This is a genomic window from Planktothrix sp., assembly GCF_046067725.1.
Taxonomy (GTDB): Bacteria; Cyanobacteriota; Cyanobacteriia; order Cyanobacteriales; family Microcoleaceae; genus Planktothrix.
This window is the reverse complement of record NZ_JBJUDF010000223.1, coordinates 1-13,807: the sequence shown is the minus strand read 5'-3', so window position 1 is coordinate 13,807 and position 13,807 is coordinate 1. Positions and strand designations below refer to the sequence as shown.

Sequence of the window (13,807 nt, the reverse complement as noted above, 5' to 3'; positions counted from 1 at the left end):
TCCTTGGATTAATTGAGATGCTGTTAAATTCATTAATCCAACAGCATCTACTTGAAAGGGATATTGAGGATCACTGGAAAATAAACCTTGACAGAACATTTGATAACTAGCAATTGCTAACCCTTCAGAACGTCGCCAAATTAACTGGGTTTCAGGTTCTTGATATTGCCATTTTTCTCCTGCACCGGCATCTAATAAAACACTAATAATCGCTAAATCAAGTTTGGCTTGGGTTCGTTCTAAAAGGGATAAAGAATTTAACACCTCTTGTAAACTTTGAATTCGAGGAATATTCCCCACTTCAAAATGTCGCCACCGAGAATGGAAAGGAACATTCAGATCAGGATAATTTTGGGTAATATTATTAAAAACAAAGTTAGCGACAAATTCTAATTGTTCTGGATGATAATAAAAATGCTGTAGTTGATTTGACAAAGCCAAATCAAAGATAAAATTACACCGTTCTCGAATAGTTTGAGGAGAACGAAAATAAGCGATCGCATTTTTTTGAGAATTTTCTGAATTTTTCATCTAATCTATATAATAATTAGGTAATCATCAGAAACCGGGTTTCTTAACTGTTCTTTTTGCTAATAACAAAAGCTTGGGCAGAAACCCGGTTTCTAGGTCGGGGGTTGAGGTCAGAAACCCCGGTTTCTTAACGAATCTTTCTATTAATAACAAAAGTTTTGACAGAAACCGGGTTTCTAGGTCGGGGGTTGAGGTCAGAAACCCCGGTTTCTTAACGAATCTTTCTATTAATAACAAAAGTTTTGACAGAAACCGGGTTTCTAGGAATTATGGCTTATTATATAACTGCATAACCTCCTCTAACGACATTCGGGACTGAACTCCTAAAGTTAAAGGGGAAAAATGACCTTGATTCAGATGGTCTGAGGCAGCACAAGCAATCATCGCGGCGTTATCGGTACAATATTTTAAAGGCGGAAATAAAACCCGCAAATTGTGAAGTTTAGCCGCTTCTTGGAGACGATTTCTTAACCCACTATTGGCCGCGACACCGCCGCCAACCGCAATCGTATGTAATCCAAAATCTAACGCACAAGCGATCGCACGTTTTGTTAAACTTTTAGCAACCGTTTCTTGAAAACTTGCTGCAATATCAGCAACAGGTAACGGTTGATTGTCCTGCTGTTTTAACGTTTCTACTAATCGTAACACCGCCGTTTTTAACCCACTAAAACTGGAATGATAAGGATGATAACCCCCATTCGGAAGAGAAATTTTGCCTTCGGGTAAAGTAAACGCATTCGGGTTTCCTTGGGCTGCTAATTGGTCAATAATGGGCCCCCCTGGATAGCCTAAATTTAATAAGCGAGCAACTTTATCAAAGGCTTCCCCCGCCGCATCATCAACGGTGTGTCCTAAAGTGTGATAAACCCCACAGTTTTTAACATGAATTAAACTGGTATGACCTCCCGATACTAACAAACATAAAAAGGGCGGTTGGAGACTGGGTTCAGTTAAATAGCTGGCGTAGATATGTCCTTCTAGGTGATGAATGCCCAAAAACGGTTTATTCTGTACCAAAGCTAAAGTTTTAGCCGCCGTAATTCCCGTTAACAAAGCCCCCACCAGTCCAGGGGCGCAGGTCGCAGCAACGCCATCAATAGCTGACCAGTCTAACCCTGCGGTTTCTAAAGCTTGGTCAAGAACAGAATTAACCATTTCTAAATGATGGCGCGAGGCAACTTCAGGAACAACCCCCCCATATTGATGATGAATGGCAATTTGAGATGCCACAACATTACTCAAAACTTTACGATTCTTTACAATTGCGACCCCGGTTTCGTCACAACTTGTTTCAATTGCTAAAACTGTTGCCATTGACTGATAAATTTTATGAAATGATTGAAGCTCTATCTAGTAGCTTAATCATTACAGATTTTTTTGGGTACAGTGAACAACTGAACCTAATAGTCGCCATTCTTCTGCGTGGGTTTTCACCTCGCTATGAGGGATAACAAACGCTTTGTCTTCCTAAGTCAAGGGGATGTTTTTTGCAACCCCCCTAGACGATAAAGATAAAAAACGGATTGTTTTGTAACAAAAGGAAACACTTCTATGCGTCGATTGTTGGCTGCTATTCTAGCCCTGGGCTTGTGGATGAGCGTTGTTCCCGCAGCTTCAGCTTATAATCTCGTTCCTTGTTCTGAATCTGCCGTATTTCAACAACGGGCCAAAACCGCTTTATCTTCTGCGGCTAACCCAGCACAAGTGAAAGCACGCTTTGAACGCTATTCTCAAGAACTGTGTGGCAAAGAAGATGGCTTACCCCATTTAATCGCTGATGGAAGCCTAGCTCATGCAGGAGACTTCGTAATTCCCAGCATTCTGTTCCTGTATATCGCAGGATGGATTGGTTGGGTCGGTCGTGCTTATTTACAATATGCTAAAAAGAGCGATAGTCCCACAGAAAAAGAAATTATCATCGATGTTCCTGTAGCCCTGACCTCTATGCTCAGTGGCTTCCTGTGGCCGTTAGCAGCGTTGAAAGAAATGACAACGGGTGAAATGTTCGCTAAAGATAACGAAATTACCATTTCACCTCGTTAATGGCAGAATGGTTAAACAAAGATTAGGAGAAATTTAGGTTTAATTCCTCACCTAAAATTTTTCTAATCGATTCATAAACAATATTTGTTTATGTTCAATAATCTTTGTAAATTCTGCACTCTTTTAACTGATTAATTGTTTTTGACACCCTTCCAAAATTAGGAGAAAAAACTCATGCAGTATTTCCTGAAATATCTTTCAACAGCACCTGTTTTAGCCGCCGCTTGGATGGCAGTCACTGCGGGAATTTTAATCGAATTTAATCGCTTTTTCCCCGATTTACTGTTCCACCCCATGCCCTAATTTAATCGGGTTTTGGGTTTCGGGTTTCGGGTTTCAGGTTTCGGGTCTATAGTGCGGAGTGTGAGGTGCGGAGTGCGGAGTATTAAGGATCAATGATCTTCTCTTCTCCCCCCGCTCCTTTTCTCCCCCTGCCTCCCCTGCTCCCCCTGCTCTTTAAATTGTCGATACATATTTTTCAATGAAATCTTATCTTGCAGCAGCTATTCAAATGACCAGTACGCCTTGGTTAGACAAAAATCTAGCAGAGGCAGAAGAACTAATTGATTTAGCCGTTCGTCAGGGAGCCGAGTTAGTTTGCTTACCTGAAAATTTTCCCTTCATGGGTGAAGAAGCCGAGAAACTAGCACAAGCTGAAACTATTGCCGAAACGACAGAAAAATTCCTCAAAAGGATTACCCAACGGTTTCAAATTACGCTTCTAGCCGGAGGTTTTCCAGTTCCAGCTACCGATGGCAAAGTCTACAATACAGCAGTCCTGATTGATGCTAATGGTCAAGAATTAACCCGTTATCAAAAAGTTCATCTGTTTGATGTTAATTTACCCGATGGCAATACTTATCGGGAATCGAATACTGTGATGGCTGGAAATGTTTTACCTCCGGTTTATAATTCCCCAGAGTTGGGAAATTTAGGATTATCGGTGTGTTATGATGTGCGATTTCCAGAACTGTATCGCCACTTATCCCAAAAGGGAGCAGAAATTTTATTTGTCCCAGCCGCTTTCACAGCCTACACCGGAAAGGATCACTGGGAAGTTCTCCTCAAAGCCAGAGCCATTGAAAATACTTGTTATGTGATCGCACCGGCTCAAACTGGATGTCATTATGGCCGTCGCAATACTCATGGTCATGCGATGATTGTTGATCCTTGGGGGGCTGTTCTCGCCGATGCCGGAGATCAACCTGGCGTTGCGATCGCAGAAATTAATCCGGTTCGCCTCGAACAAGTCCGTCGCCAAATGCCCAGCCTCAAGCATCGGGTCTTTAGTTAATCGTTAACAGTTGAGGGTTAACTCTTGATGTAGCACTATTCTTATGTGTCTGTTTCGGCTAAAGTAATTGAGGTGACTTAGATGGAGTTAACAGTGGATCTAGTTACAGATGTTTTCCCGTTAGGCTCTATGTTCTCAAAGTTCGGATTGGGATTTTTACCCGTTTTGGGAACAGTGACAGAAGCTTGCCCTCCTGTTGAAGCAGACATAACGATGGTATTACTGGGGGTTCTACTCAGTTTAGTGGCGATTTTTGTAGCCAGTAAAGCGGGTGGAGAATTTGCCAACTGGTTAGGGTTTCCTCCGGTTTTGGGAGAACTCCTGGGCGGGGTAGTGATTGGAATTTCTGCCCTACATTTAGTGGTGTTTCCAGAAGGCGGTATCGATAGTTCGCGCTCATTGGTTATTAGTATTCTGGAAGCAACAGCCGGGTTAACCCCCGATGCAGCAGAAGCGACCTTTAAATCTCAAAGTGAAGTTTTAGAGATTTTATCGGAACTGGGTGTCATTATTCTGTTGTTTGAAATTGGTTTAGAATCCAATGTTGAACAACTGCTGGCTGTGGGAATTCAAGCGTTTATTGTGGCTTGTGTGGGGGTTGTTGTTCCCTTTATTGCAGGAACACTCGGACTCATGTTTCTTTTCCATGTTCCTGTAATTCCAGCAGTTTTTGCAGGTGCCGCATTGACAGCTACCAGTATCGGGATTACCTCCAGGGTTTTATCAGAAATTGGTTGTTTGTCTACCCAAGAAGGTCAAATTATCTTGGGTGCGGCGGTGATTGATGATGTTTTAGGCATTCTAATTTTAGCGGTTGTCGCTAGTTTAGCGAAAACAGGCGAAATTGATATTGCTAATATCATTTATTTGATTATTAGTGCCAGTGTTTTTATTGTGGGTGCAATTGTTTTAGGTAAGTTTTTTAATAAAACTTTTGTGGCTCTCGCTTCACAATTTAAAACACGGGGACGAGTTGTGGTTCCAGCCTTAATTTTGGCATTGATTTTAGCCTATATTGGTGGTGCAATTCATTTAGAAGCCATTCTAGGGGCATTTGCCGCCGGGTTAGTGTTAGATGAAACCGAAGCCGGGAAGGAATTAGAAGAACTGATTAAACCCATTGCGGATGTCATTGTTCCTGTGTTTTTTGTCGCGGTTGGAGCGAAAACGGATTTAAGTGTTCTGAACCCAGCAATTCCTCAAAATCGGGAAGGATTAATTATTGCTATCTTTTTAATTGTGGTGGCAATTGTTGGCAAAATCACCGCAGGTTGGGGAGTGTTTGGTTTAGATCAACTGAATCGTCTGGGAATTGGTGTTGGGATGATTCCACGAGGAGAAGTTGGGTTAGTTTTTGCCGCGGTTGGTTCCGCCAGTGGTGCATTATCTCCCGCTTTAGATGTGGCGATTATTTTGATGGTCATCCTCACGACATTCTTAGCACCTCCATTACTCCGAATTGTGTTTAAAACTGAAACTCCATCCCCGTCATCAGAAACGGTTTAAGAAGCAGAAAAAATCTGACCGCAGTAGATGTCAGATTAATTGATTTTACACTCCCCCATTGAGTGCATAACTTAACGGGGGAGTGTTCATTTCAAATAGAGTTATCGTGGAATCACTGATGCAGAAAGCTAGACGCTTGTTGATTTTTCCTCCCTGTTTCCGGCTAGATGTTGCTCAATCAATACTGGAATGGCTTCTGGTTCAACTTTACTATAACGGGTTTTATCCGGTAAAATTACTAGATTAGGCCCCGATTTACATTTTTTCAGACAACCTGTTTTTTCAATAGTGACTTGCTCTTCAAGTCCCCGTTGTACTAATTCTTGTTGTAATACTTTACAAACCGCATCTCCTCCTCGTTTTCGACAATCAGATTTTTGACAAATTAAGATTTTTGCAGTGGGAACACTACATTTTTTATCAGTATCAGAATAACTGTATTGAACAGGCTTATATAAAGATAATGTTAGAGTTGATATCGGTGGGGAAATAGAAATAACTCGATCAGCTTTTAATTTAATCTTTCCTGTTTTCAAATCTTGTTTTTTCTGACCTGTAACTTTGACTTCATAACCGGGAGCTAAAGCTGAAATTCCAATCAAAACAGCTTCTTTAGACACTTTAATTAAAAATAATCCTAAAGGTGTCAATAAGCTGATGAATTTAGGTTTTCCTTTTTTGATCCAAACATTTTGGATGGTTCCTTCCAAGTTAAATTCCGGATCATTTTTATGGGATTTAAACATGAATTTATAGAAAAAATAAGGTGAACAAAAATTTCAAAATATTCTTAAGAGGGAACAGGGAACAGGGAATTGGGAACAGGGAATTGGGAATTGGGAAAGGCTTTGCTGGATTTAGAAATGTCAAACACCTTTTCCAACCCGTTGATCAATCATGCTGGGGTTGGGATGGGGTGAATTCAGAGAGGTTTTAGTCAAATGAAATCTATTTTCAGTAATAAACTGAAGACAGCCTCAAGATTAAGCCATGTTTGCTCTCCAGAACCGGGTAGTGATCAGCATAACTCAAATGCAAACTATTCTCAATAGGGAAGGTTGATTTTTAATTGAAATGAGCCCAAATACCTATAAAAATAAAATTGTAAAAATTTCTGTTATTTATAATACAGTTTTGGAAAAATATGTAAAAATTTTAGATAGAGAAAGATTAAACAGGACTTCGGAGAATCTAACCATGACGATGCAAGACAAAGCACGGGAACTCTTGGCTCAAGACCGCCAACACCAAGAACACTTACAGGAAACCATGCGAAACCGTGTGGTAGAAGAAGAACAGGCTATTGAACAAACTCAAGAACAAGCACGGGAATTATTGGTTCAAGAACGTCTGCATGATGACCATCTTCATGAAGCGATGTTAACCCGTGCCAGCCAATCCTAGTGACAAAATACAATGAAGAATCTCCCGCCAAGCTGAAACTATGGCGGGAGATGGGAGAGGGTTAATTATTTGTGTTTGTCAGTTCTAAAATATCGGTTCATAATCTTGAGTTTATAGGTTAGAATTAAACGACGAATTTTTGCGTAGTGCTATAACGGCTGAATGAACACTCAAAATTTAACCCAAGTTCCTGAATTAGGATTAGTTTGTATTACGGCTTCTCAAGAAGTAAGATTTCGAGCGTTAACACGAAAACGATTATTACAATTAACGATTTCAGAACAAGAAAAAACCCTGAGAACGCTGTATACAGAAAATCTCAAACGTTTAAATCAGGCGGTTGAGTTTTGTGTACGGGAAAAGATCTATTTATATCGATTAAGTTCGGCTTTATTTCCCTTCGCCGATGAACCTATTGGAATGACAATTTTACTAGAATTAGCTCAACAATTGGAGTTAGTTGGAAAACAGGCACACTCGTTGGGAATTCGTTTGGTTTTACATCCTGATCAGTTTGTTGTTTTAAGTTCAGATCGTCCAGAAGTGATTGAAAATAGTATTAAAATCTTGAAAACCCAGGCTCAAATTTTAGATTTATTAGGATTACCGCGATCGCCTTGGTCGCTGATGAATATTCATGGTGGAAAAGGCGATCGCAGTGAACGATTAATTCAAGTCATTCGAGATTTACCCGATGAAATTCGACTGCGTTTAACCTTAGAAAATGATGAATATGCCTATAGTTCTGAAGAGATTTTAGAAGTGTGCCACGCTGCTCAAATTCCAATGGTATTTGATGCTCATCATCATGTGATTCATGAACAGTTGGAAAGTTATGATCATCCCAGTGTTGCTTTCATTTTAGCAGAATCTCAAAAAACTTGGACAATTCCTGAATGGCAATTGGTTCATATTTCTAATGGAGATAAATCTTTTGCTGATCCCAAACATAGCGATTATATTAGTTTAATGCCAGATTGTTATAAAACCGTTCCTTGGATTGAAGTAGAAGCCAAACAAAAAGAATTAGCGATCGCTCAACTTCGTAAAAATTGGCTTGATTTAATATAGCGATAAATAGAAAAGATTAAACTCTTACCCAATTTTAATTAAGATTTAGGTTTTTTAAAACTTCAAACAGAATCTAAGAATTTATATAAGTTGTTTAAGTTCTCCCTAAAGACTGATGACTTCCCTTATATTTCATTTTAAAATGATACCTCAGAATACATTTATTCTATTAAAATAACTTAAACTATTTGCGAATTTAAGAAAATGCCACACAATCAACTTTCTAACGATCCCTTATGGTTTAAAGATGCCATTATTTATGAAGTTCCGGTTCGAGCATTTGCTGATAGTAACGGGGATGGAATTGGAGACTTTATTGGATTAACGGAAAAATTAGATTATTTACACGATTTAGGCGTAACCGCTTTATGGATTCTTCCCTTTTTTCCCTCGCCATTACGAGATGATGGCTATGATATTGCTGACTATATGAATATTAACCCGATTTACGGGAATTTAGAAGATTTTAAAAGCTTTTTAGATGCTGCCCATGAACGAGGAATTCGAGTCATTATTGAATTAGTGATTAATCATACCTCCGATCAACATCCTTGGTTTCAAAGAGCCAGAAGATCACCCAAAGGCAGTAAAGAACGGGATTTTTATGTGTGGAGTGATACCCCCGATCAATATCCTGAAGTCCGAATTATTTTTAAAGATTTTGAAACGTCTAATTGGGCTTGGGATAGCGTAGCAAAGGCTTATTATTGGCATCGGTTTTATTCCCATCAACCGGATTTGAATTATGATAATCCTGAAGTGATTAAAGCCGTTTTAGGGGTTTTAGATTTTTGGATGGGAATGGGAGTGGATGGAGTGCGACTCGATGCCATTCCTTATATTTTTGAACGGGAAGGAACAAACTGTGAAAATTTACCGGAAACTCATCATTTTTTGAAACAATTACGTTCTTATTTAGATACTAACTATTCTAACCGAATTTTATTAGCTGAAGCCAATCAATGGCCAGAGGATGCGGCGGCTTATTATGGTGAAGGCAATGAATGTCACTTAAATTTTCATTTCCCGTTAATGCCTCGATTATTTATGGCATTACGGATGGAAGATTGTTTCCCCATTATTGATATTTTACATCAAACTCCTGCGATTCCCGATAACTGTCAATGGGCATTATTTCTTAGGAATCATGATGAATTAACCTTGGAAATGGTGACAGATGAAGATCGGGATTATATGTATAAAGTTTATGCTCAAGATCCGCAATCAAGAATTAATTTAGGAATTCGCCGTCGCCTAGCTCCCTTACTCGAAAATGATCGCCGCCAAATTGAATTAATGAATAGTTTATTACTCTCCTTACCCGGAACTCCTGTATTATATTATGGGGATGAAATAGGCATGGGAGATAATATTTATATTGGCGATCGCAACGGTGTTAGAACCCCGATGCAATGGAGCCCAGATCGCAACGCTGGATTTAGTCGAGCCAATCCTCAAAAACTTTATTTACCCTTAATTTTTGAATCTGAATATAATTATGAAGCCCTTAATGTAGAATCTCAAAGTAGTAATCCTAATTCCTTATTATCTTGGATAAAACGGTTACTCGCCATGCGAAAACGGTTTCAAGCTTTTGGACGGGGTACCTTTGAATTATTGCATTCTGAAAATCGTAAAGTCTTAGTATTTACTCGGACTTACCAAGGAAAACATCTGTTAATTGTTGCTAATTTATCTCGATTTGTTCAATCCGTGAACTTGGATTTATCTGCTTTTAAAGGAATGGCTCCCGTTGAAATTTTTGGACGGACAGAATTTCCTAAAATTACAGATTCTTCCTATTTTATGAGTTTATCGCCCTATGGATTTTACTGGTTTATGCTTCAGTTTGATCCAAAAATTGCGTTGATTCCCAAACGCCAAGCTCAATTACCGATTTTTGTAGTTCAGAATAATTGGCAAGAAATTTTAACCCAACCCACCTTAAGAACTCGATTAGAATCAATTTTACCCGAATATCTTTATCGCCGTGATTGGTTTATGGGGAAATCCCGAATTTTACAATCTGTTAAAATTATAGAAGCGATTCCCATTCCCTATCAACATAGCCAAGCTATTATTATTTTATTACAAGTTGAATATACAGAAGGCTTTCCTGAAACCTATGTATTACCATTGGCTTATGTCAGTGACAATTTAGCAGAACCTTTTAAATTAGAAAAACCACAATTCATTTTAGCAACCGTAGAACAAGATGCAGAAAAGGGAATTTTATTAGAAGTCGGTCAAGACATTGACTTCTTGCGTTTACCCTTAGAAATGATTATGAATTCAGACCGTTATTCCGGTCAATTTGGGAATTTAGTTGCAACAACAACAGAAACATTAAAATACCAAGATTTACAACAACGATTAGATCCCCATGTGTTAAAAGGAGAGTTTGATAATTCCTTTGTTGTCTATGGAGATCGGTTTTTATTTAAACTCTTCCGTCGCGTTGAAGATGGTATTAATCCAGAATTAGAAGTTCGCCACTTTTTAGAACAAAAACAACATTTAGAATATACAACTCCTTTAATCGGTGGATTAGAATATCGTCGTCACCGAGGAGAATCGATTACATTAGGGGTTTTACAAGCTTATATTCCCGATGCCATTAATGCTTGGAATTATACCTTAGATACCTTAAGAGATTACTTTGATCGGGTCATTTTGCAACCCAGCCACGACCTAGAAACTCTATCTTCAACCCGTTCTTTCTTCGACCTTTATCAAAAACCGATTCCTGAAAAAATTTTATTTTTGATAGGTTCCTATCTAACCCAAGCCGAACTGTTAGGAAAACGTACCGCCGAATTCCATATTATTCTAGCAAGTGATCCCGATAATCCTAATTTTGCCCCAGAACCTTTTTCTACCTTTTACCAACGCTCGATTTATCAATATTCTCGGAATTTAACCGGGCAAGTTTTACTTAAACTCAAAAAGCAATTAGAAACTTTACCGAGGGAACTTAAACCGCTCATTCAACATATTTTAAGCGATCAAAATTACATTTTAGGACGCTTCCAAAGCTTATTAAATTTAAAAATCACTGCCCTGAGAACTCGATGTCATGGAAACTATTCCTTAGCGGATGTTTTGTATACGGGGAAAGATTTTATTATCATTGATTTTGAAGGAGAATCCTATCGTTCCTTAAGTGAACGACGCATGAAACGTTCCCCTCTGCGAGATGTCGCTGGAATGTTACAATCCTTTGATTTTGCTACTCGTTTTGCCTTACGAGAAGAAGTTCAAAATGGCATGATTCGCCCAGAAAATTTACCCATAATGGAACAATGGAGTCAATTATGGTCAAATTGGGTGAGTGCGGTTTTCCTCAATCATTATTTAGAAACAGCATCCCAAGATAGTTTTTTACCCCAAGGAAGACAAGAACTAACGGTTTTATTAGATTGCTATTTGTTAGAAAAAGCCATTCAGCAATTAGGCTATCATTTAGATTATCGCCCCGAATTATTAGATCTGTCTCTCAAACGATTAGTCTCAGTTGTTCGTTAGTTTTTATCTCAATCTAACTCACCCCAAACTTTGTTAGAGCAAGGAGCGAATCCGATTGCTACAACTGATACTTTAAGGAAATTGAACCCATGACCGTTGATGAAGCACTTGTGATCGTTATTGTTAGTTATAGCCAATTTTGGGGATAGGTTCGACCTGGAACTAAATTATTATAAATAACGGTACAGAAAACCATCAAAATCGACCCTAACAAAATGGGAGTCCAGATAAAATCCCAGGACGCAACAGATTTTTTTAAGATAAAAATTTGTGAAAATAAACCTCGCATCCGTTCAGGGACACGAGGTTTATTTTTATTGATTGAATTTGGTGGCGGGGAGCGGATTTGAACCACTGACCTTCGGGTTATGAGCCCGACGAGCTACCAGGCTGCTCTACCCCGCGTCGCTTGTTCCTTTCCTAGTATAACCATAACCTTCTGGATTTGACAACCCCTTTTTTAAAATATTTTTTTGGCAGGGGAGGCAGGGGAGGCAGGGGAGGCACGGGGAGCAGGGGAGGCACGGGGAGCAGTGGGGATGGTTTGTGATCGCTTACAGAAAGGCTAATTCCCCCATGACGTCTAAGCGTTTGAAGTCGCTGAGGGTGAGGAATTTTTCACCGAGGGTTTCGGCGATGGTGGGGGTAATCCATCCCATTTGTTTTAATAGATGAATTGCGGTGGCGTATTTAGCACGTCTTGAGCCATCCATGACTTTAATTGCTAATCCCATGCCTTCGCCAATGCGTCCGATACATTGTACGCCTTCGGCTCCCGATTTACTGACGAGTTCTCCTTCGGTTAAGCGCATTAATTCTGTGTCAAAATGTCCTTCTCCTGCGACCATTTCGGGATGATGGGTCATGGCGCGAACAATTCTTTCTCGATCTAAATTATCCCCAGATGTCAATTGACCATAGAGAATTGCCATTTGGCCTAATTCCAGATAATAGGTTGGTGCGCCGCAGTCATCCCTCGCACCGAGAAATTCATCGGCGGGTAATCCTAATAATTCTCCGACTTTACCAATAATCAGTTGTTGTACGGGATGTTTCCGTTGCAAATAGCTTTCTAATGGCCAATGACATTGTTGACAAACCGCTAACATTCCGGCGTGTTTCCCAGAACAACCATGTTGCAGACGGCTATTTTTGCCTTCAGGAATGGGACACTGGAGTTGTACCGGGTCAACATCCGCTCGCCAGAGAATATTAAACGCTTGTCGCGCTTGTTCGATGGTTCCTTGGTGAGAACTGCAAATAATTGCTAAATCAATATCGGTTAAATCGTATCGTTCTAGTGTCCCTGTGGTGATTACCGCTAAGGCTTGAAAGGGTTTTAAAGCAGAACGGATAAAAGTTGCCGTGTCGGAATTTCCCGCAACGGATAACACTCGTCCGCGATGATCACAGACGGTGGCTTGCACCCGATGGGTAGACTCAACCAGTCCTTCCCGCAGGAGTCTAACTTCCAGTTCTTTTGCTTGTGTTCGTTTTCCCCGTGTCATATTTAAAATTGGATTAGGTGAGGTGAGTCTTTACAACAAGATCCAGATCAGTCCTCCTCCCGCCAATAATCCGGCTAAACCGTAATAAGTTTTTCTTAATCGAGTCAGAATGGGTTGTACTTGGTGGGTGAGAATCAGTTGATCTTGCAGTAAAAATTCAGGAGTTTTTAGCCAGGTTTGGCCGTCGTACCATCCTGATTCTTCATAAAAAATTCTAGGATTTAATAGACGGGATCTAATATAGTACCAACCTAAAGATAACCGAATTACGACTAAGGTTAAAATTAAACTGGCTCCTGCGGCAGCACTGAGAATTAATTGGCCAGGATATTTGCTAGGGGTAAAACTAGCAGCGGCTACAGGACAAAAAATCACCCAGCTAATCAACCACACCCACATTAATTTTCTCAAATACTGGGGCCAGTTGAGCGTGACCCAGCTAAAAAACCAAGATGCTTTGAGTTCTTGATATTCATTGACAGGACGTTGTTCCGGGGGAACTGGACAGACGGACACGGTAACCTCTCTCATATCAAACGTTGAGATTTTTTAAGATGGGCTAATGATTTGATTTATCCAAATATGATAACGAATGGAATCCGGTTCACTCGTGATCCGGTGGCTAGGAATTTTGACCGACACTTGCGATTAAATCTTAAAATATTATAAAAAATAAAGACAATCTAAATTTTTATGCTACCTTCTAGCCATCTCCTAAACAAAATCATGGGTAAGAACGCAAATGATTGACTTGATCTCCTAATTTGGGCGGAATCAAAACTTAACTGTAGAATTCTTTGGGTTTCGGGGCATTATATTTGCCCTTTATTTGTTGGAGAGGTAGAGCAAAGGGAGCAGGGGGAGCAGGGGGGAATAGGGAGAAGGGGAGAAGGGGGGAAGAGGGGAAGAGGGGGAGGTTGGT

General features: G+C 39.8%; 12 protein-coding genes and 1 tRNA gene. 7 read left to right on the top strand and 6 right to left on the bottom strand.

Annotated features, from left to right (window positions below; genetic code table 11):
- Window positions 1–531 (bottom strand): DUF1688 family protein (locus tag ACKPEB_RS13850; protein WP_408965514.1); only part of this gene is annotated, 531 nt, incomplete at its 3' end.
- Between the two features lie 267 nt (window positions 532–798).
- Window positions 799–1,848, bottom strand: coding sequence for a tRNA (adenosine(37)-N6)-threonylcarbamoyltransferase complex transferase subunit TsaD (gene tsaD, locus ACKPEB_RS13845; RefSeq protein ID WP_408965513.1), 1,050 nt, complete (start codon window positions 1,846–1,848; stop codon window positions 799–801).
- A gap of 237 nt (window positions 1,849–2,085) precedes the next feature.
- On the opposite strand from tsaD, the gene ACKPEB_RS13840 reads away from it, so the two are divergent.
- The 4 genes from ACKPEB_RS13840 to ACKPEB_RS13825 all read left to right on the top strand — a co-directional run bounded on the left by ACKPEB_RS13840 (window position 2,086) and on the right by ACKPEB_RS13825 (window position 5,377).
- Complete coding sequence (locus ACKPEB_RS13840) at window positions 2,086–2,577, top strand: Photosystem I reaction center subunit III (RefSeq protein WP_408965512.1); 492 nt, start codon at window positions 2,086–2,088, stop codon at window positions 2,575–2,577.
- Between the two features lie 174 nt (window positions 2,578–2,751).
- Window positions 2,752–2,880: a photosystem I reaction center subunit IX gene (gene psaJ, locus ACKPEB_RS13835; protein WP_072720591.1), complete on the top strand. Its 129-nt coding sequence runs from the start codon at window positions 2,752–2,754 to the stop codon at window positions 2,878–2,880.
- Window positions 2,881–3,058: 178 nt separating this feature from the next.
- Window positions 3,059–3,871, top strand: coding sequence for a carbon-nitrogen hydrolase family protein (locus ACKPEB_RS13830; protein WP_408965511.1), 813 nt, complete (start codon window positions 3,059–3,061; stop codon window positions 3,869–3,871).
- A gap of 129 nt (window positions 3,872–4,000) precedes the next feature.
- The gene (locus ACKPEB_RS13825) at window positions 4,001–5,377 is read left to right on the top strand and encodes a cation:proton antiporter (RefSeq protein ID WP_408965515.1); all 1,377 of its coding nucleotides are present in this window, start codon (window positions 4,001–4,003) and stop codon (window positions 5,375–5,377) included.
- Window positions 5,378–5,505: 128 nt separating this feature from the next.
- Here the strand turns inward: ACKPEB_RS13825 and ACKPEB_RS13820 are convergent, their stop codons facing one another.
- Window positions 5,506–6,123, bottom strand: coding sequence for a (2Fe-2S) ferredoxin domain-containing protein (locus ACKPEB_RS13820; protein ID WP_408965510.1), 618 nt, complete (start codon window positions 6,121–6,123; stop codon window positions 5,506–5,508).
- A 451-nt stretch (window positions 6,124–6,574) separates the two neighbouring features.
- Between ACKPEB_RS13820 and ACKPEB_RS13815 the strand changes: the two genes are divergently transcribed.
- The 3 genes from ACKPEB_RS13815 to treS all read left to right on the top strand — a co-directional run bounded on the left by ACKPEB_RS13815 (window position 6,575) and on the right by treS (window position 11,377).
- A complete protein-coding gene (locus ACKPEB_RS13815) occupies window positions 6,575–6,781 on the top strand; it encodes a hypothetical protein (RefSeq protein WP_408965509.1) in 207 nt (68 codons plus the stop codon).
- A 162-nt stretch (window positions 6,782–6,943) separates the two neighbouring features.
- Complete coding sequence (gene uvsE, locus ACKPEB_RS13810) at window positions 6,944–7,852, top strand: UV DNA damage repair endonuclease UvsE (protein ID WP_408965508.1); 909 nt, start codon at window positions 6,944–6,946, stop codon at window positions 7,850–7,852.
- 204 nt (window positions 7,853–8,056) lie between these two features.
- Complete coding sequence (gene treS, locus ACKPEB_RS13805) at window positions 8,057–11,377, top strand: maltose alpha-D-glucosyltransferase (RefSeq protein ID WP_408965507.1); 3,321 nt, start codon at window positions 8,057–8,059, stop codon at window positions 11,375–11,377.
- A gap of 328 nt (window positions 11,378–11,705) precedes the next feature.
- Here the strand turns inward: treS and ACKPEB_RS13800 are convergent.
- From ACKPEB_RS13800 to ACKPEB_RS13790, 3 genes are all read right to left on the bottom strand, one after another.
- A tRNA-Met gene (locus ACKPEB_RS13800) sits at window positions 11,706–11,782 on the bottom strand.
- A gap of 149 nt (window positions 11,783–11,931) precedes the next feature.
- The gene (locus tag ACKPEB_RS13795) at window positions 11,932–12,885 is read right to left on the bottom strand and encodes an asparaginase (RefSeq protein ID WP_408965505.1); all 954 of its coding nucleotides are present in this window, start codon (window positions 12,883–12,885) and stop codon (window positions 11,932–11,934) included.
- A 30-nt stretch (window positions 12,886–12,915) separates the two neighbouring features.
- Window positions 12,916–13,416, bottom strand: coding sequence for a CGLD27 family protein (locus ACKPEB_RS13790; protein WP_408965504.1), 501 nt, complete (start codon window positions 13,414–13,416; stop codon window positions 12,916–12,918).
- Between the last annotated feature and the right edge of the window lie 391 nt (window positions 13,417–13,807).

Coding starts and splice junctions, on each gene's coding strand:
- tsaD (WP_408965513.1), bottom strand. CDS start 1,848: ATGGCAACAGTTTTAGCAATTGAAACAAGTTGTGACGAAACCGGGGTC.
- ACKPEB_RS13840 (WP_408965512.1), top strand. CDS start 2,086: ATGCGTCGATTGTTGGCTGCTATTCTAGCCCTGGGCTTGTGGATGAGC.
- psaJ (WP_072720591.1), top strand. CDS start 2,752: ATGCAGTATTTCCTGAAATATCTTTCAACAGCACCTGTTTTAGCCGCC.
- ACKPEB_RS13830 (WP_408965511.1), top strand. CDS start 3,059: ATGAAATCTTATCTTGCAGCAGCTATTCAAATGACCAGTACGCCTTGG.
- ACKPEB_RS13825 (WP_408965515.1), top strand. CDS start 4,001: ATGTTCTCAAAGTTCGGATTGGGATTTTTACCCGTTTTGGGAACAGTG.
- ACKPEB_RS13820 (WP_408965510.1), bottom strand. CDS start 6,123: ATGTTTAAATCCCATAAAAATGATCCGGAATTTAACTTGGAAGGAACC.
- ACKPEB_RS13815 (WP_408965509.1), top strand. CDS start 6,575: ATGACGATGCAAGACAAAGCACGGGAACTCTTGGCTCAAGACCGCCAA.
- uvsE (WP_408965508.1), top strand. CDS start 6,944: ATGAACACTCAAAATTTAACCCAAGTTCCTGAATTAGGATTAGTTTGT.
- treS (WP_408965507.1), top strand. CDS start 8,057: ATGCCACACAATCAACTTTCTAACGATCCCTTATGGTTTAAAGATGCC.
- ACKPEB_RS13795 (WP_408965505.1), bottom strand. CDS start 12,885: ATGACACGGGGAAAACGAACACAAGCAAAAGAACTGGAAGTTAGACTC.
- ACKPEB_RS13790 (WP_408965504.1), bottom strand. CDS start 13,416: ATGAGAGAGGTTACCGTGTCCGTCTGTCCAGTTCCCCCGGAACAACGT.